Here is a 17,702-nt window from a genome sequence, read left to right on the forward strand (position 1 = left end):
CCTCCTAAAAATCACAATTCTTATAATCTATATAATTTATAGTTCTTTTATAAAATAATTTTAAACACATTGTCATAACCACTATTAATATACATAAAATAAATAAAAATACAGCTTCCTTTGTTGCTATTAAGTTTTCTATATCTTTACTGCTTATTGAATTTGCTTGTATTAGCCATATACCTACACATAATCCTATACTATTAATATTTCTATATATAGAAACTATAAATAGAGATACTGATGCTGTAATAAACATTGGAATCAGCCATATACTAATCATTTTCATCATATTAATTTCACAATAATTTCCAACTAAAATAAAGCTCATTAATATACTTATAACTATTGAAAATACCCCTATTATAACTAATTTAGCTAAAACTAATTCTTTTAGTGAATATTTATAACTAAGTTCTAGTTCCCATACATTTTCGTCTTTTCCTTTTGTTAATTCAATTAATCCTAGTAATATAGGTATAGGTGATACCATAAGTATACTTTCATATATATTTTCATTTGATTTGATAGTAATAGCCACCCCCCCAAGTATTAATAATAAAGAAAATATCCAATATGATTTACTAACCAAACTTAAATTAAATCTAATTAATTCTAATCGCGATTTTATAATATTTGATATTTTCTTGATAGAATTTTCACTAGCCTCTTTTGGCATATATGATCTTAGTACATCAATAGTTTCATCTACACTACTCTCATCTGCTTTTTCAACTACATAACTTTGTAAAAAATCTTCTATATCTAACAAATCTTCTTCTAATAAATTTTCAAATTCTTCATCGCATTCATTTTCACATCTTAGTGTATGAATCTTCTTTTGCATCTTTTTCACATATATCACCTCCTAGTAATTTTTTAAGTCCTTTTATACCATTGAATAGCCGAGATTTTATTGTATTTTCATTATCTCCTGTAACATTGCTTATTTCTTTTATTTTTAAATCGTTGTAGTATTTTAAAATTATTGCTTGTTTTTGAAGATTAGGTAATTTATTTATAGCTTTTTTTATTTTTAAAGCTTCTTCTTTTTTAGATAATATATCTACTACGTTTTTATCATCTTTTATTTCATGATTATCTATATCTTTAATCTCATTTCTTTGTTTATATGTAGTACTTTTAAAATAGTCCTTACTTGTATTAACTGCTATTTTTAGCATCCACGTTTTAATGCTTCCTTTTTCAAAGCTGAATTTATCTATGTTTTTAATAACCTTTATAAACACTTCTTGAGTTAAATCGTAAGCTATATTGTAATCACTAACACTTCTATAAATAAAACTATGTATTAAATCATAATATCTTTTAACTAAAATCTCCATTGCAGATTCATTTCCAACCAATATCTGTTTTACTAACTTTTCATCACTTTGTGCCAACTTTATCCCCCCTTCCACTTATATAACGAGTTGTTTTTATAAAAAGTTTTATTATTTGTAAAATTTTTCCTATTTTATATTAACATTTTTTCACAAAAAAATAAGGATAGTGTGTTTACTATCCTTATTTTTTATTTATTTTTTATATAACATATCTATATGAGGTATATCATCTTCTAGGTATACTTGTGAAACTTCTACAAATCCAATACTTTTATAGAAGTCTATCAAATATGCTTGAGCTGAAATCTTAATCTCTTTTTCGTTTAAATCATTTTCAATAAATTCTATAGCTTTTAACATCATTTCTTTTGCAATACCAAGTCCACGATGCTCTTTGCTAACTACAACTCTTCCAATTGATATTTGGTCATAAGAAACACCTTTTTTTAATATTCTTAAGCCTGCTATTATCTTTTTATTATCTTCTAATAATAAATGGTATGCGTCTTGGTCTTTGTTATCAACGTCATTATAAGCACAATTTTGTTCTACAACAAACACTTCACACCTTAGTTCTAAAATTTGATACAATTCACTGTTTTCTAATTCACTAAATTTTTTAATCTTATAATTCATACTTTTGCTCCTTTATTTTAGTTCCACAACATTCACAGTAATTACAGTCTAAATCTATTTCAGATTCACAGATATTGCAAATATTGTATTCCTTTATGTCTTCTTCTATCTCTACTTTATTTCCACAAGATGCACAGAACTTATCATTTTTATTAATTATATTTCCACATTCACAAATATTTTCTCTTTGAAGTTCTTCTAATTCTTTTACTTTTTTATTACTTTCATATATCATTTTATCTAGTTCTATTATTTTTAAAGATAACTCATCAAAATCATTATCTTGGATTTCTTCTTTTCTTATTTTTTCATATAATAACATGCCCATGTCTAATAACACATTACTCTTTTGTACTTGAAACTCACCTATTTGTTTGTTAATCTTTGCTTTTTCTTTAATTTCTTCAACTTTTCCTCTACCTTTATCTATACCATCTTGAACTTTTGAAAATCTATTTTCCATTTTTTCTTGTATATTTTTCATAGTTTCACTCCATCCTACGCTTATTCAAATACGTATAACTTATACCCTATCCCTGCTACTATATAGCTATATAAAAATGATCTTATTATAGTTGATATTAAGGGCAGTCCTAATGATATAGCTCCCTGATAATTACTAATTTGTATTGAAGATATATTTCCACCTATTAATATACTACTAAATAAAGCTACAATCCCCATAAATAAAGCATAGTATAAGCTAAAAATCAGCACTACATTTTTTTTATCATCTTTATACTTACGTTTTAAATTACACCCTACTACTAAAATAATAAGTGACGATAACACAACCATAGCTATAAATATAAGCTTTGTATTTAAAAATAAATCAGACCCTAATAAATTAAATATTGAGATTGTATAGCTAGATATTGTTAAAGGTATAAAATTTGCAAATCCCCACATATAAGATGCTAACTGTGTTAATACTAGACTTGTACTTATGTCTTTTGTATAACCATACATTCCAAATTCATATAAATAACTTTTATCAGATAACGTTATTGCGGTTAATATTAAAAATACAACTACATATCCTAAAAATACTGTACTTATTGCTTTTTTCATAATTCCTAAGTGTATATTATCTTTTTCATAACTTTTCTTAAATCCGATTAGGTAAGTACATAAAAATGCTATTATAAATCCATTAAAAAACATATTCAACGATCTATAACTAACCTCAAAACTCATTTGATACTGCATCATATCAAATGGGCTGGTTTTTATTTTAGTGAATATGCTTAAAACAAACAACATCAATCCATATGTAAGCCCTACTCCTATTGAGTTTAATAATGTACTTTTAGCATCTGTATTTTCTTTTTTCATAAACAATAAATTAGAAATTGTAAGAGCTAAAATAGGTGCTATAAGAAATACTAAAATACCTAAATGAGCACTGATTCCGCCTGAACCTAACATACCAGATGAACTTATATCTATATGACCTAAATTAAGTCCCATAACTATGTGTATTGGGTTTATTAGCATGCCTATTTCTCTAATTTGTAACCCCATCAGTAATTTAAATATTAGAGCTACTATAAATAAAATTAAAATTGAACAAAGTGAAGTAATTGATGCTTTTTTGAAGTTTATATTTTTTAATATATGTTTTAAACTTTTTGAATCTTTAATTTCATTTTTTATTAAATTATTTTCTTCTACCTCACTCAAATTATTTCCACAATGTTTACAATAACTACTTTGTTTATTATTTTCTTTATTGCAAATTACACAAGTTGAGTTTTCTAATTTTTTTAGTGTATATTTATTATTTTCGATCTTTTGTACACTTCTACCATCCTCTTTAAAGTAATTTTTATACTTATATTTGTTGTTATCCATGTTTCTCCTTCCTTGTTTGTTGTCTTTTCTATGAGAAAATACAATACAAACTCTAGCAATTAGCTAGAGTTTGTAGTTTATTATTCCTTTTTCTAAGTTATATAGATTAGTAAATCCCTCCATAGAAAGTAAATTACAAGCCGTTATGCTTCTATGGCCACTTCTACAATATACTACTATCTTTTTATTTTTATATTCTTCTATCTCATCTATATTATATAATAAATCATTTAGTTGAATATTAATTGAATTTGGTATGTTTTTTTCTTCATATTCCTCTTTAGTTCTTATATCTAATAATAAGATATCATCTTTGATTAATTCTTTTAAATTTTCATTATTTATATTTATATAATTCATTTATTTCACCTCTATATGTTTTTAGAATTTATACCCTAAACAACATATATAAAATCATATTTAGAAATTTTTCGATTTATTATTGTTTCATTTCTTTTGATTTTTTTATCATTTTAAATTGTCTTCTTATGAAGAATACTTCCATAGTTATCGCAGCACAACTGATTAACCTTGTAAACATATCAGTAGTAGTTACTGCATAATTAAAGAAATACATAATTAAAATTAAGTCTATTACTATCATGATTATCTCTATATTTTTTGTCATACTTCCTCCTATTACTTTATAATGTCTAATTATAACATAAATTATGTTTTATTTTGTTTGTAAAATTATAATCAATCTAATAAAAAAAGTGAAAGCTTTAGGAATTAGTCTCCCAAACTTTCACTTTTTTATAATAGTAATTATCTATAAATTATTCTACTGTTATTGCATCCACTGGACAGCCTTCACATGCTTCAACTGCTAATTCTTCTAGTTCTTTGCTTATTTGAGAATCTATAGCTATTGCTAGTCCATCTTCATCTATTTCAAATATTTTTGGGCATATTCCTGTGCATGCTCCACAACCTATACAAACGTCTTTATCCACAAATGCTTTCATTTTTAAATCCTCCTGATTTTTCTATTTATTAAACTACTTTTGTAGTATATTCTATATTTATCCAGAAAGAGTACATATGAAACATTTTTTTAATAATTATTATTATTTATTTTTTTATAAATCTCCCGACTTAATTTCTCTAGGCCAAGATAATAATGATTTTTTAGAAATTTGTAGTTCTTTTACATGAGGGAAATATAAATCACAGAAATAATTATGATAATTAGCACTCCAAACATATTTATCCCATACTCTTATATCCTCTTTATAAAGAAATAACAATTCTTCTATTTTATTTTTATGCCTAAATAAAAGTTCATGTTGAATTCTTTCAAATTCACATTGATTATTACATTGTATGTAATATTTAAATATTGTATTTAAATAATTTAAAAACCATTGTCCATCACTATCAATTAATACTTTTGTAGTTTGTGGTGCTACATCATAGTATTTTATATGTTTTTGAAGAGTAGTTATTGTATTTTGATCCATTATAATTCTAGGATAACAAGCTATCTCACTTTCAATGTGATGAGCTTCAAGTAAAGCAGATCCAAACACTATATCTTCGTTTATGTAAAAATCACCTATACTGATTCCACCTCTTACAAATAATCCTTCTAGTGCTAAGTTAAATTGATATTCTGATACATTCTCTAGAATTTCCTCTAGTTCTTGTTCTGCATCTCCTTTTATAGGGTATGCAACTACCATATTGTCTGTAAATATTTTTATTTTCCCATGACTATACTTATTTGGCATTATACATTTTTTATTTTTATTTATCAGATAGTTAATCTCCCTTAGTAGTCTATTGCCATCTCCAATTTTACATGACTGTGATATCATTTGTGAAAATCCTAATATGTCTATAGCGCACACTATTGAGTTAACTAACATTGGTTTTTCAGAGTCATATTTTTGTACATTCATATAAACACATCCTTAATTATGTTTTTAGTTTATCCTTATTTAATAGTATACTACAAGTTATAATTATGTAAAATTATAACTTGTAAAAAAATAATCATCTACCTTATTATATTAAAATACTATATTCTATCTAAAAAAAATACAGCAAGAATTTTCTCACTGTATTTTTCATATATTTAAATTTTCTTAGAATTCTGCGTTCTTTGGAGTTCTTGGGAATGGTATTACGTCTCTAATGTTTGACATTCCTGTCATATACATTATGATTCTTTCAAATCCTAAACCAAATCCTGAGTGAGTAGCTGTTCCGAACTTTCTAAGTTCTAAGTACCACCAGTAATCTTCTTTGTTTAATCCCATTTCTGATATTCTCTCTAGTAATTTATCTTCTCTTTCTTCTCTTTGAGAACCTCCAACGATTTCTCCAACTCCTGGAACTAATAAGTCCATAGCTCTAACAGTTTTTCCATCTTCGTTCATTCTCATATAGAATGCCTTTATATCTTTTGGATAATCAGTAACAAATACTGGAGCTTTAAATATTTCTTCTGTTAAATACCTTTCATGCTCTGTTTGAAGATCGTCTCCCCATTTAACTGGATATTCAAACTTGTGTCCACTTTCTATTAACATTTCAACTGCTTTAGTATATGGAAGTCTTGTAAATTCAGAACTTACTACATTGTTTAATCTTTCTAATAATCCTTTGTCTACGAAACTATTAAAGAATTCCATTTCCTCTGGAGCATTTTCCATTACGTAGTTTATAACGTATTTTATCATATCTTCAGCTAATTCCATGTTGTCTTCTAAGTCAGCAAAACATATTTCTGGCTCTATCATCCAAAACTCTGATGCATGTCTTTGTGTGAATGAATTTTCAGCTCTGAAAGTTGGTCCAAATGTATAAACATTTCTAAATGCAAGAGCCATTATTTCTGCATTTAATTGTCCACTAACTGTTAAGTTAGCTTCTTTTCCAAAGAAGTCTTTAGAGTAATCTATTTTTCCTTCTTCAGTTTTAGGAATATCTGCTAAATCCATAGTAGTTATTCTAAACATTTCTCCAGCACCTTCACAGTCACTTCCTGTTATGATTGGAGAATGAGCATATACAAAGTTTCTTTCTTGGAAGAACTTGTGTACAGCAAATGCTGCTAAACTTCTTACTCTAAATACTGCTGAGAAAGTATTACTTCTTGGTCTTAAGTGAGCTATTGTTCTTAAGTATTCTAGAGTATGTCTTTTCTTTTGTAGTGGATATGAACTATCTGATTCACCTTCCACTACTATGTTAGTTGCATGTATTTCAACAGGTTGCTTAGCACCTTCTGTAGAAACTAATTCACCTTCTACTATTATTGATGAACTTATTGGAAGCTTTGTTATTTCCTTGAAGTTTTCTAAGTTTTCTTCACTTAATACTATTTGCATATTTTTAAAGAAACTTCCATCATTTAATTCTACGAACCCAAAGTTTTTAGATGCTCTAGATGTTCTTATCCATCCAGCAACTGCTACCTTTTTTCCTATGTATTCTTCTTTACTTTTGTATAATTCTTTTACTGTTATAAATTGTTTTTGCATTTTTATTCCTCCCTATTTATTTTATATATTATTTATTTCAATTAAAAAAAGCCCTTCATCCCTGTGAAAAGGGACGAAAGACTATTGCTATCGCGGTACCACCCTAATTGTCAAAATTGACCTCTTAGTTAAGCTTATTGCTTATAGTCTGTAACGGGACTTTCCGTCTAAGCCTACACTCTTAATAGATTTCGGTTAGAGACTCCAAGATGTTATTCAATATAAATTTCGTATTGAGCTTTCACCGTCCTCAATTCGCTAAGACTACCTTTTATATCTACTATTCTCTTCACTGTCTTTATTTTTATATTGTTTCGATTATTTAACAAAATTATACCAACTTATAAAATTTAAGTCAATAATTATTTATTTTTCCTTATACATTATAGGTGTAAATAGCTTATTTTGTTACTGATTTTTATTAATATTGTTTAATATTTTGAAATTTATTAATAATCCTAATTAGGAGGTGTTTTATTTTGAAGTTTTTAATAGTGTTACTTATAGTATTATCATTTATAGCTCCGTCTGTACAAGATGATAAATCAGTCTCTGAAGTTTTTAAAGATGGATTTTATAATTATATAACTTGTTTAGATGATTCTAAAAATTACTTAGTCAAAAATGTTCCAGCTTTTTCTAAGTTGTCAGAATTAACTTATGAAAAGTCTTATAACAAAGTAATGAAAAATAGATATTTTGTAAAGCATTTAGTATCATCAGGTGAAACCATAGATGATATTATAAAAAGCTATAATGCCAACATTGATGATATAGAAAGCTTTAGAAAAGTTATTTATAAAGAAAATCCACAAGTTATATCTGATGAGTATCAAGTACAATCAGGAGAATATCTAACGGTTCCTAGTGAATAGAATTTTTAATTTTAATTAAAAATTCACACAAAATAGACATTAAAAATATTTTTAATGTCTATTTTGCATGAATATAAACTACTTAATCTATATTTGTAGGAAGTGTAATTATAAATTTACTGCCTTTTCCTTCTTCACTTTCTAAGTAAATTCTACCATTATGTTTTTGTATAATGTGTTTAGTTATAGTTAATCCTAGCCCACTTCCACCTTTTAACGCTTCTTTTTTCATATCTAAAACTTGATTAAATCTATCAAATATATTGTCTTGATATTCCTTATCTATTCCTATACCATTATCACTAACACTAATTTCAACTTTGTCATTTAAATCCTTTATATCTACTTTAATATAGCCACCATTAGGCGTAAATTTTCTAGCATTATCAACAAGATTCAATATACATCGTTCTATTTCAGTTTCATCGCAACTTATAATTTTTTCTTCCACATCTGTGTCAATGATAAGTTCGATATCCTTACTTTCAATATATTCTTTAAGACTCAGTGCCGCTTCTTCTACTGTAAAGACTATATCTTTTTCTTCTAATGTAATTATGTAACTATTATTTTCAAGCTTTGTACTATCTATTATATTATTTATAGTGCCTAAAAGTTTCTTACAGTTTTTATTAATAATTCCAATATGATAACTCAAACTTTCTTTACTTATTCCATCTTGCATTTTATTTATTTTATTTACTAACTGAACTGTAGCATTTATTAAAGTAATAGGTGTTCTAAGTTCATATGATAAATTCACAAAACATTTATTTTTATTTTGTTCTAAATCTATAATATTTTTTAATAAAGCTTCACTTACTTCTCTTTCATTTTGTAATTCTTCTTTTCTTTTTTCAACTAAAACATTTAGTTTTTTAACTTTTTTAACATTGATATAAATTATAGCTGCTATTATTAACATGTATATAATTTTTGCTATATTACTTTTCCAAAGTGGTGGACTTATTCTAAATTTAACACTATTTTCATTATTTTCTACTCCATTATAACCATTAGACATAACTTTAAAAGTATAATTGCCTGGTTCTAAATTACTATAAGAAACCTTGGTGTCGTTGGTTATACACCATTTTTCCTTATTGTCTTCATCTTCTAATTTATATTTATAAACACTCATTCCTTTATTTTTATAGGAAGGTAAATAAAAATTTATATCTATATTATTTTGATTATATTTTAAATTTATATTTTCTATGTTTTTGTATTCTTTTCCATTAACCTTGAAATAATCAAAAATTATTTCTTTTTTTGAAGGCATAATATTTAATTCATTTGCATTAAAAATATTTAACCCATTTTCTCCACCTATTAAAAATTCACCTTCTTTATTTATATATTGTGCATGTTTACTAAACTCATTGCTTTCTAATAAATCAAAATAATTTACATTATTAAAAATCCCTTTTTTTATATTTAAAATCGATATTCCATTATTGCTTTTAACCCACGGTTGGTTATTTTTATCTATCAATACTCCATCTATATTATTATTAATTAGTCCTTGTTTGGAATTATATTTAATAAATTTTTCACTAAATTTCTCTAGCTTATTTAGTCCATTTTTAGTTCCTATCCATAAGGATCCATTTCTATCTTCATCTATACTACTTATTGAAGAAGAGCTAATACTATCTTTATTTTTACTATCATGCTTATAAATTTTAACTTTATTTTTATTAGGATTTATTTTTACTAATCCTCCATAATCAGAGTATCCTATATAATAATTACCTTTACTATCTTCAAACATTGATGCTACCTTTTTATCTTTGAGTATATTTTTATCTATGAAGTCTCCTAAGTTAATTATAGTTTTGTCTTTGTTATTTAACAGATTTATTCCCTTTTCACTTGCAATCCATAAATAACCTTCCCTGTCTAAAAATAAATTAGTGCTATTATTACTCAAAAGCCCACTTTTTTTTGTGTATGTTTTTGCTTTATTAGTTTTGAGATTAACTTCAATCAGTCCATGTGCAGTCCCAATATATACTAATGACCCTTTACCTGTAATATAATTAACACTTCTATCTGTCAATGTTAAATCTCTAAATTTATTTATATGATGTATATAGTTATTTTTTTTATCTATTATATCTATGTATTTTTTATTAGTAGCTACCCATATAAATCCATATTCATCTTCATAAACACTTTTTATTTTGTTACTACTTATTGAATTATTATCTAAAACATCATGACTATAATTATAAAACTTATCCTCAGTATGAAACAAACTAATTCCTAAATATGTACCAACCCATATTGATTTACTATAGCCTTTTACAATAGTTAATATGTCATCATCTAATAAACTGTTTTTATCATGAGGTTTACTCTTGTACACTTTAAATTTATCACTTTTTTCATTGTATTTAACTAACCCATTATTTGTACCTATCCATAAAACACCATAATCATCTCTTAGTATCGAAGTTATAAAATTACTCGGTAAAGATTTTTTACTATTATCTGATTTATATTTTTTTACATTGTTATCTTTATCAATTTTCACTAATCCAGAATTATAAGTAGCACACCATATATAACCAGCTTTATCATAATAGATTTGATGAGCTACATCTTTAATATCTAAATCTGTATAATCAAAAAAATAGTCTATTTTTTTATTATTTTTAGCTATTTTATTTATACCACTTTGTGTAGATACCCAAATATTACCTTCATCATCTTCTTCTAATGAATATATGTATTCTTCTATATTCTTTTGCTCGCCATATGATAAACTTTTTATATTTTTTTGTTTTTTATCATAAATTTTAATTCCTTTAGAAGTAGCTAATAAAACAGATCCATTTTCTGTAATTAAGATATCATTAATATCAATTTTATTTAGATTATCTACCATATCAAAATCTTCATAAGTTGTTATAATTTCAGTTTCTATATTCATCTTACTTATTCCATAATTTGTTAGTATCCATAAATTAGAATCATTATCTTCTTTAACCTTCTTTATTGAATTGCTCGGCAAACTATTTTTATTTTTTTCATCATGTTTATATATTTTAAAATCATATCCATTATATCTATTTAAACCATCATTGGTTCCAATCCATACATTATTTTTATTATCTTTTACTATAGAAGTTACAGTTCCTTGAGACAGTCCATCTTCAACAGTTAATCTATCAAAATTAATTTTTTCATTAGCTAATACAAAGTCACACTTAATTATTAAAGCCATAATTATAATAAATATAGTACTTATTGATATTTTCATCCCCTTCATTTATATATACTCCTCAGCTTAATATAGTTAATAAAAGCTATCAATCTAACTTGATAGCCTTTGTTTTTAATTTATAGGTAGTCTTATTATAAATTTGCTTCCTTTTCCTAATTCACTCTCAACATGTATAGTTCCATTATGCTTATCTATAATTTGCTTAGTAATCGTAAGCCCTAATCCACTTCCACCTTTTATAGCTTCTTTTTTCATATCTAAAACTTGATTAAATTTATTAAATATAATTTCTAGATATTTCTCATCAATTCCTATTCCACTATCACTAATACTAATTTCAACTTTATCACCCAAGTCTTTTATATCCACCCTGATACAGCCTCCAGCAGGTGTGAATTTTCTAGCATTTCCAATAAGATTTATTATACATCTTTCAATTTCACGCCTATCACATTTTATAAATTTTTCTTCTATGTCTGTGTCTATTATAAATAATATATCTTTACTTTCTACATAATCTTTTAAACTAAATGATACTTCTTCAACTATTGAAACTATCTCATTAATTTCAAAATTTATTGCATAGGTGTCGTGGTCTAACTTATTGCTGTCAATTATATTATCAATTAAAGATAGTAATTGTTTACAATTTTTATTAATCACATTCATATGATACTCTACTTTATCCATGCCTAATTCTACATTTCGCTTGCTACTATCATCAGCTAATTGAATAGTTGCATTTATAACATTAAGAGGTGTTCTTAGCTCATGAGATAAGTTTACAAAATAATTACTTTTATTTTGTTCTAATTCAATAGTTTTATTTAAAAGCTCAGTGTTAGCATCTATTTCTTTTTTAAGGGTGTTAGTTTTTTTTGTAACCAATTTATCCAAAGCTTTAACTTTGTTTTTATGTCTATATATTAATATCAAAATTACTAATATATAAATAACTATAGCTATATTACTTTTATAAAAAGGTGGTTTTATAGAAAATTCAGCTTTTATCTCATTACTAGTTGCCCCATCATAATCTTTGGCTTTTAACTTAAATGTATAATTTCCTGGTTCTAAATTACTATATATAAGTTTTGTTTCATTCATACTATTCCATTGTTTATTATAATTTGGACCTTGTAATTTATAATAATATTTTACTTGGTTAATGTTTTTATAACTCGGCAAATAGAAATTTATATCTATATCATTTTGTGTATACTTAAAGTTCATTTTATCTATAGTCTTATATTTTTTATCATCTACAGTAAATGACTCTATTATTAAATTTGATTTTAGTTTATTATATTTTATTTCATTAGGGTTAAATACATTTAATCCATTTGTACCTCCAAAGAAAAATTCACCTTTACCATTTTTATAATATGCATTTTGATTAAACTCATTACCTTGAAGTCCATCTAATACACTAAGATTTTTCAACTTATTATTTTTATTATCTAAATTTGAAATTCCATTATTGCTACTAATCCATAAATTATTTTTATTATCTATTAATATTCCATGTATAGTCTCGTTAGGCAATCCTGAACTAGAATTATATTTAACAAATTTTTCACTGTCTTTACTAAACTTATTTAAGCCCATGCTAGTGCCAATCCACAAATTTTTATCCTTATCTTCATTTATACTAAATATTGAATTGCAACTTATACTATTTTTATTATCCTTATCATGCATATAATATTTATATGTATTTTCACTAACATCTAACTTAACTAGTCCACCATTCCCTATATACCCTATATAAAAATCACCTTCACTATCTTCAAACATAGATCCTATAATTTTATCATCTACCCTATTTGGTATATATTCCTTTTTTATATCAAGTATTTTGTTGTTTTTAGTATTTAATATATTTATTCCATCGATTGTAGCGATCCACAAATAACCATTACTGTCTAAAAGTAAAGTAGTAATAAAATCATTATATAATCCATCATCTTTTGTATATATCTTTAATGATTGCAATTTTTTATCAATTATTAAAAGCCCTCTTTGTGTTGCTAAATAGATGGTATTAGAACTTCCTGTTATATAATTCACATTATTATCTTTAAAAAAAGATACTTCCTTTGAAGTAATATGCTTTACTGTATCTTTATTTCTATTTATAATATCTACTCCTTTTTTATCTGTAGATATCCACAATAGACCATCACTATCTTCATAAATACTTTGTATAGAATTCGCACTTATTGTATTGTCATCTAATACATCATGGCTATATGTTTTTATATTATTGTTATAATTAAAAATACTAATCCCAGAATCTGTACCAATCCATATACGCCCACTTTTATCTTCTAATATGCTTAATGTATTGTCATTTGCCAAACTATAATTATCGTAAGTTTTATTTTTATAAGTTTTAAAATTGTCACTTTGTTCATCGTATCTTGCTATACCATCATCCGTGCATAGCCACATATGACCATTTTTATCTTTTAAAATATCATTTATATAATTGCATTGTAATGCCTTTTTATCATTATTATTTTTTGTAAAGTTTTTTACATTATTATTTTTAATATCAAGTTTAAAAAGTCCACAACCAACAGTTCCACCCCATATATATCCTTTTTTATCATAATAAATTTTACAAATTATAGTGTTTATATTTAATTGTTCTTCATTGCTAAATTCTTTAATTAGTTTAAAATTTTCAGACATTTTAGTTAATCCATGTGATGTAGATATCCATATATTCTCTTCATCATCTTGTGTCATAGAGTATACATATTTGTTTTTAATATTGTTATTTTCTAGTTTTTCAAACTTATCCTTTTTTTCATTATAAACATTAATACCTTGAGTTGTTGAAACAACTATTTTTTTATCTTTTGTAATTAAAATATCAGTAGTGCTAGATTTATTCATATGGGATGTATCTACTACATTCGTATAATTTTTTATAGTATAATCTTTAGCATTAATTTTACTAACTCCGCCATCCGTAGATAACCATATATTTCCATATGAATCTTTTTCTATATCTGTTATGTAGTTACTTACTATAGTATTTGTATTTTCTTCCTCATGCTTATAAATTTCCATTCCGTATCCGTTGTATTTATTTAAACCATCTGTAGTTCCTATCCACACAATATTTTCACTGTCTTGCATCATGCATGTTACAGTTCCCTGAGATAGACCATCTTTAATTGAAATTTTATCGAAATTTATTTTTTCATTTCCATAAACAATATTGTTTTTTGAAATTAAAATAACAGTCAAAACCGATATTATTTTAATAATGTTGTATCTCATCATCTATAATTTTTACCTCTCTAGTTACATTTTAGATTCATACTAATAATAGCATTATTTAACAGTTTTTTCTACAATATCCCCTTGATATATGCTTCAATTTCACATAAATATATAAAAACTATATATTTATACCAATACTGTATTTTTAAATTTATAAATGAGTAGCAAAAAAAAAATTTATAAATATTATATTAATATAATAAAAATTATTTAATAATTTAAAGTAATATTTTTTAAAACATATAAAAAAAATTATATTTATACATAATCTTAAAATGAATATAATTTTGCATGCACTATAAAATTTTTATAAATATGGGAGAGATTAATATTGAAAAAATTTAACGACAAGTATTCATTAATTAGGTTTTTACATGCGGTTCCTAGAGGTGTTCCTGTAGATGTTTATTTAAATGGTAGCTTATTCTTTAACAGAATATTATTTACACATTTTAGCCCATACATCTATGTACCTGAGGGAACTTATGATGTAAGTGTTTTTCCTACTATGACTAGAGAAAATCCACTTCTTCGTCAAAGTATACAGGTCAAAGATGGTGAACTTTGCACACTTGCTATGACTGGTTATTATAATGACCTTGAACTATTGCTTATACCAGAGGATAAAGAAGTAGGATCTAAAAATGATTCAAAACTTAGGGTTGCTCATTTATCTCCAAACGTTTTAGATTTAAATATTCTTGCCAATAATAAACTTTTGTTTTCAGATGTTAGCTTTAGAGAAGTTACAGATTATATAGAAATGCCATCACAATTTTACCAAATAGATGTAGAGCTTTCTGTAAATAATAGACTCCTTAGAAGTAACAGACTTGCTGTAAATAGAGATAGAGTTTATACACTTTACATTTTAGGAAATTTTGCTAGTTTTCAAGTGTTTCAATCTCTAGATGGTGCAGCATTTATAACTCCAGTTGTTATGCGAAAATAGATAAAATAAAAATATGCCTTATAATAATTTTAAAATTATTATAAGGCATATTTTTATTTATAACTTGCTTCCATCATCAACCCATTCTTTGGCTTCCTCAACACTACTTAATGAAGGTATTGATACTTTACTATGTGCTTTTAGTTTATCAATATCAGCCCAAGCAGCATTTTGTGCATTGTTTGTTGGCTTGTGTTTTGTTAATCTTTTGTTATTAGCTCCACTTAAAGCCTTTGCTTTTTTACTTTGCAAATTTATCACCTCTTCTTTAGTTTTAACTATTTATTTTATAAAATACTATTTATTCTAGATTATTTGCAATTTGAATTATTGTTTGCTGTAAATTTAACCTACCATATCCTTGAGATATATTTGGATAATTATATATCTCACTTCTTGTAGCACCTAGCATTAAATATGTTTTTAAGGGCTGAGTAAATAATGAGGTTCTACTAAAATCTGTTTGTACATATATATAATCCATAATTAGAGCCATTACTCCACTTGTAAGGGAACTACTTACACCTGTTCCAGTTGCTGTGTTATAAGAATTATCTTTATAAGTGCCTATAATATCAACCCCAGGAGCTACTATATCAACTGCAGGAGCTACTACATTCATGCTTGCCCTTGTTCTTACATTTCCCTTAGATGATCCTATCCAAATACTGTCAGTTTTATCATTATACCCACCTACTGTTATTATATTATCAACTGTTGCAAGCAATGTTATTGTAGCTGTTGAAACTGGGTCTATAAATCGAGTTTCTTCAGAGATAAGGGCTTTGTTAGGAAGATAAATATCATAAATTCCGCTTATAATAAATTCTGGATAAAGTCTTAATGTCCAAATCCCTGGTTTTATGTTTCTAAGGTTTATTATTAATTCTTGTGTTCCAGATTGCAACCAAGGATATATAACTCTCATCTCATACAGGGTATTTTCTAAATTAAACTTACCTTTATATAAATAATAATCTGGGGCATATTTAATAGTGTAACTCACCTCTCCTGATGGAGATATTAGCCCTGCACCTATTTTTCCTGGACCACTTAAACATAAATCTATCTCAAGATTTTTTTGATCTCCCACTTGAATTAGTATATCTTGAGTTTCATTTATATCAGTTATTCTGCCTTCATAATGAATGTCAGTATTTCCTTCATTCCCTGCTCCACCTACTATAGTGATTCCCCAGTCACTAAGTCTACCAAAAGAATCTAGCATTGTTGCTACTATTGTAGCCCTTGGATTTGCACCTACAGTTAAATTTATTACCATAAAGCTTTCTGCTACTTCATAAATATCTACAACATATTTAATAGCTGCTAAAAAATCTGACATTTCATAATTTATTTTACCAGTTTTATAAGTATCTTTATATTCCCTTAATTTTATTATTAAAAGTTCACTATCTATTGCTACACCCTCATAAGCTGAATTTAAGTTTCCATTACCACATGCTATGCCTGCTGCCATTGTACCTGTTCCAGTCCTATCTTCACATAAACTTGGGTCATTTTCTTTAATTGCCTTGTTGATATCATCTCTAGTAAACTCACTACCAAATACACACCCTTTTGGAGGAGTTCCTTTATTACTTTCTTGATTCCATATAGACACAATTTTACTAGTACCATCTTTGTTAATAAAATCAGGATGTAAATAGTCTATTCCTGAATCTATAATTACAATTATTACTTTTTTACCTGATGCACTAATATTAGGATTTTTGTATATATAATCTGTCCCTGCTGCCGTTCTAACAGTTTCTCCTTCGTTTAAATTATCTGTTATTTTTATTAGTGAACTCATTGGAGACGATCTTTCCCACCATGATATCTCTTTTATATCATTTAATCTACTTTCTTGAAAACCTAAAGGAGGATATATACTAGCTAGTTGATCATTTAAAATAATAAATTCTTCTATACCATTGTTTCTTAAGCTATCTTCTAAATCACTAATATCGCCTTGATATATTATAATATAAGATTGTTCCATATTTTAATTTTAAC

Annotated in this window: 16 protein-coding genes and 1 other annotated feature; of the genes, 2 read left to right on the top strand and 14 right to left on the bottom strand. The window is 25.8% G+C overall.

The genetic code is table 11. The features are described 5' to 3' along the window. Window positions 1-4 precede the first annotated feature (4 nt). The 10 genes from QOZ84_RS03350 to asnS form a co-directional block, all read right to left on the bottom strand. The gene (locus QOZ84_RS03350) at window positions 5-847 is read right to left on the bottom strand and encodes a hypothetical protein (RefSeq protein WP_284131886.1); all 843 of its coding nucleotides are present in this window, start codon (window positions 845-847) and stop codon (window positions 5-7) included. Continuing rightward, complete coding sequence (locus QOZ84_RS03355; protein ID WP_284131545.1) at window positions 816-1,403, bottom strand: RNA polymerase sigma factor; 588 nt, start codon at window positions 1,401-1,403, stop codon at window positions 816-818. The genes QOZ84_RS03350 and QOZ84_RS03355 overlap by 32 nt, the downstream gene beginning before the upstream one ends. 135 nt (window positions 1,404-1,538) lie before the next feature. Further along, complete coding sequence (locus QOZ84_RS03360; protein WP_284131546.1) at window positions 1,539-1,982, bottom strand: GNAT family N-acetyltransferase; 444 nt, start codon at window positions 1,980-1,982, stop codon at window positions 1,539-1,541. After that, complete coding sequence (locus QOZ84_RS03365) at window positions 1,972-2,466, bottom strand: zinc ribbon domain-containing protein (protein ID WP_284131547.1); 495 nt, start codon at window positions 2,464-2,466, stop codon at window positions 1,972-1,974. Before QOZ84_RS03365 ends, QOZ84_RS03360 begins: the two co-directional genes overlap by 11 nt. 20 nt (window positions 2,467-2,486) lie before the next feature. Continuing rightward, on the bottom strand, window positions 2,487-3,836 hold the full coding sequence (locus tag QOZ84_RS03370) for a hypothetical protein (protein WP_284131548.1): 1,350 nt from the start codon (window positions 3,834-3,836) through the stop codon (window positions 2,487-2,489). A 63-nt stretch (window positions 3,837-3,899) separates the two neighbouring features. After that, a complete protein-coding gene (locus tag QOZ84_RS03375) occupies window positions 3,900-4,196 on the bottom strand; it encodes a rhodanese-like domain-containing protein (protein WP_026901712.1) in 297 nt (98 codons plus the stop codon). A gap of 79 nt (window positions 4,197-4,275) precedes the next feature. After that, on the bottom strand, window positions 4,276-4,464 hold the full coding sequence (locus QOZ84_RS03380) for a hypothetical protein (protein ID WP_284131549.1): 189 nt from the start codon (window positions 4,462-4,464) through the stop codon (window positions 4,276-4,278). Between the two features lie 151 nt (window positions 4,465-4,615). After that, entirely contained in the window at window positions 4,616-4,804 is a 189-nt protein-coding gene (locus tag QOZ84_RS03385) for a ferredoxin (protein WP_284131550.1), read from the bottom strand. A 114-nt stretch (window positions 4,805-4,918) separates the two neighbouring features. Then, window positions 4,919-5,740 (bottom strand): hypothetical protein, encoded by an 822-nt coding sequence (locus tag QOZ84_RS03390; protein ID WP_284131551.1) that lies wholly within the window; start codon window positions 5,738-5,740, stop codon window positions 4,919-4,921. Window positions 5,741-5,926: 186 nt separating this feature from the next. Further along, window positions 5,927-7,327, bottom strand: coding sequence for an asparagine--tRNA ligase (gene asnS, locus QOZ84_RS03395; RefSeq protein ID WP_284131552.1), 1,401 nt, complete (start codon window positions 7,325-7,327; stop codon window positions 5,927-5,929). 66 nt (window positions 7,328-7,393) lie between these two features. Further along, window positions 7,394-7,629, bottom strand: a binding site (T-box leader). A 177-nt stretch (window positions 7,630-7,806) separates the two neighbouring features. Here asnS and QOZ84_RS03400 point away from each other — a divergent pair. Beyond that, a complete protein-coding gene (locus QOZ84_RS03400) occupies window positions 7,807-8,202 on the top strand; it encodes a hypothetical protein (RefSeq protein WP_284131553.1) in 396 nt (131 codons plus the stop codon). A gap of 82 nt (window positions 8,203-8,284) precedes the next feature. Here the strand turns inward: QOZ84_RS03400 and QOZ84_RS03405 are convergent, their stop codons facing one another. Both QOZ84_RS03405 and QOZ84_RS03410 read right to left on the bottom strand, forming a co-directional pair. After that, complete coding sequence (locus QOZ84_RS03405; protein WP_284131554.1) at window positions 8,285-11,479, bottom strand: ligand-binding sensor domain-containing protein; 3,195 nt, start codon at window positions 11,477-11,479, stop codon at window positions 8,285-8,287. Between the two features lie 66 nt (window positions 11,480-11,545). Further along, entirely contained in the window at window positions 11,546-14,731 is a 3,186-nt protein-coding gene (locus QOZ84_RS03410; RefSeq protein ID WP_284131555.1) for a ligand-binding sensor domain-containing protein, read from the bottom strand. A gap of 331 nt (window positions 14,732-15,062) precedes the next feature. Here QOZ84_RS03410 and QOZ84_RS03415 point away from each other — a divergent pair, with 331 nt between their 5' ends. Further along, the gene (locus QOZ84_RS03415; RefSeq protein WP_284131556.1) at window positions 15,063-15,683 is read left to right on the top strand and encodes a DUF4397 domain-containing protein; all 621 of its coding nucleotides are present in this window, start codon (window positions 15,063-15,065) and stop codon (window positions 15,681-15,683) included. Window positions 15,684-15,740: 57 nt separating this feature from the next. Here QOZ84_RS03415 and QOZ84_RS03420 read toward each other — a convergent pair whose 3' ends face one another. Then, window positions 15,741-15,935 carry a DUF3787 domain-containing protein gene (locus tag QOZ84_RS03420; RefSeq protein WP_284131557.1) on the bottom strand — a complete coding sequence of 65 codons (195 nt, stop codon included), beginning with the start codon at window positions 15,933-15,935 and terminating at the stop codon, window positions 15,741-15,743. 49 nt (window positions 15,936-15,984) lie between these two features. After that, window positions 15,985-17,688 carry a bile acid germinant receptor pseudoprotease CspC gene (gene cspC, locus QOZ84_RS03425; protein ID WP_284131558.1) on the bottom strand — a complete coding sequence of 568 codons (1,704 nt, stop codon included), beginning with the start codon at window positions 17,686-17,688 and terminating at the stop codon, window positions 15,985-15,987. Window positions 17,689-17,702: the final 14 nt, after the last annotated feature.

The sequence above is a fragment of the Romboutsia sedimentorum genome (assembly GCF_030131845.1).
In the GTDB taxonomy this organism is placed as follows: domain Bacteria; phylum Bacillota; class Clostridia; order Peptostreptococcales; family Peptostreptococcaceae; genus Romboutsia_D; species Romboutsia_D sedimentorum.

Excerpts from the sequence above, each read along its gene's own strand:
- QOZ84_RS03350 (WP_284131886.1), bottom strand. The coding sequence starts at position 847 with ATGCAAAAGAAGATTCATACACTAAGATGTGAAAATGAATGCGATGAA.
- QOZ84_RS03360 (WP_284131546.1), bottom strand. The coding sequence starts at position 1,982 with ATGAATTATAAGATTAAAAAATTTAGTGAATTAGAAAACAGTGAATTG.
- QOZ84_RS03365 (WP_284131547.1), bottom strand. The coding sequence starts at position 2,466 with ATGAAAAATATACAAGAAAAAATGGAAAATAGATTTTCAAAAGTTCAA.
- QOZ84_RS03370 (WP_284131548.1), bottom strand. The coding sequence starts at position 3,836 with ATGGATAACAACAAATATAAGTATAAAAATTACTTTAAAGAGGATGGT.
- QOZ84_RS03375 (WP_026901712.1), bottom strand. The coding sequence starts at position 4,196 with ATGAATTATATAAATATAAATAATGAAAATTTAAAAGAATTAATCAAA.
- QOZ84_RS03380 (WP_284131549.1), bottom strand. The coding sequence starts at position 4,464 with ATGACAAAAAATATAGAGATAATCATGATAGTAATAGACTTAATTTTA.
- QOZ84_RS03385 (WP_284131550.1), bottom strand. The coding sequence starts at position 4,804 with ATGAAAGCATTTGTGGATAAAGACGTTTGTATAGGTTGTGGAGCATGC.
- QOZ84_RS03390 (WP_284131551.1), bottom strand. The coding sequence starts at position 5,740 with ATGAATGTACAAAAATATGACTCTGAAAAACCAATGTTAGTTAACTCA.
- asnS (WP_284131552.1), bottom strand. The coding sequence starts at position 7,327 with ATGCAAAAACAATTTATAACAGTAAAAGAATTATACAAAAGTAAAGAA.
- QOZ84_RS03405 (WP_284131554.1), bottom strand. The coding sequence starts at position 11,479 with ATGAAGGGGATGAAAATATCAATAAGTACTATATTTATTATAATTATG.
- QOZ84_RS03410 (WP_284131555.1), bottom strand. The coding sequence starts at position 14,731 with ATGATGAGATACAACATTATTAAAATAATATCGGTTTTGACTGTTATT.
- cspC (WP_284131558.1), bottom strand. The coding sequence starts at position 17,688 with ATGGAACAATCTTATATTATAATATATCAAGGCGATATTAGTGATTTA.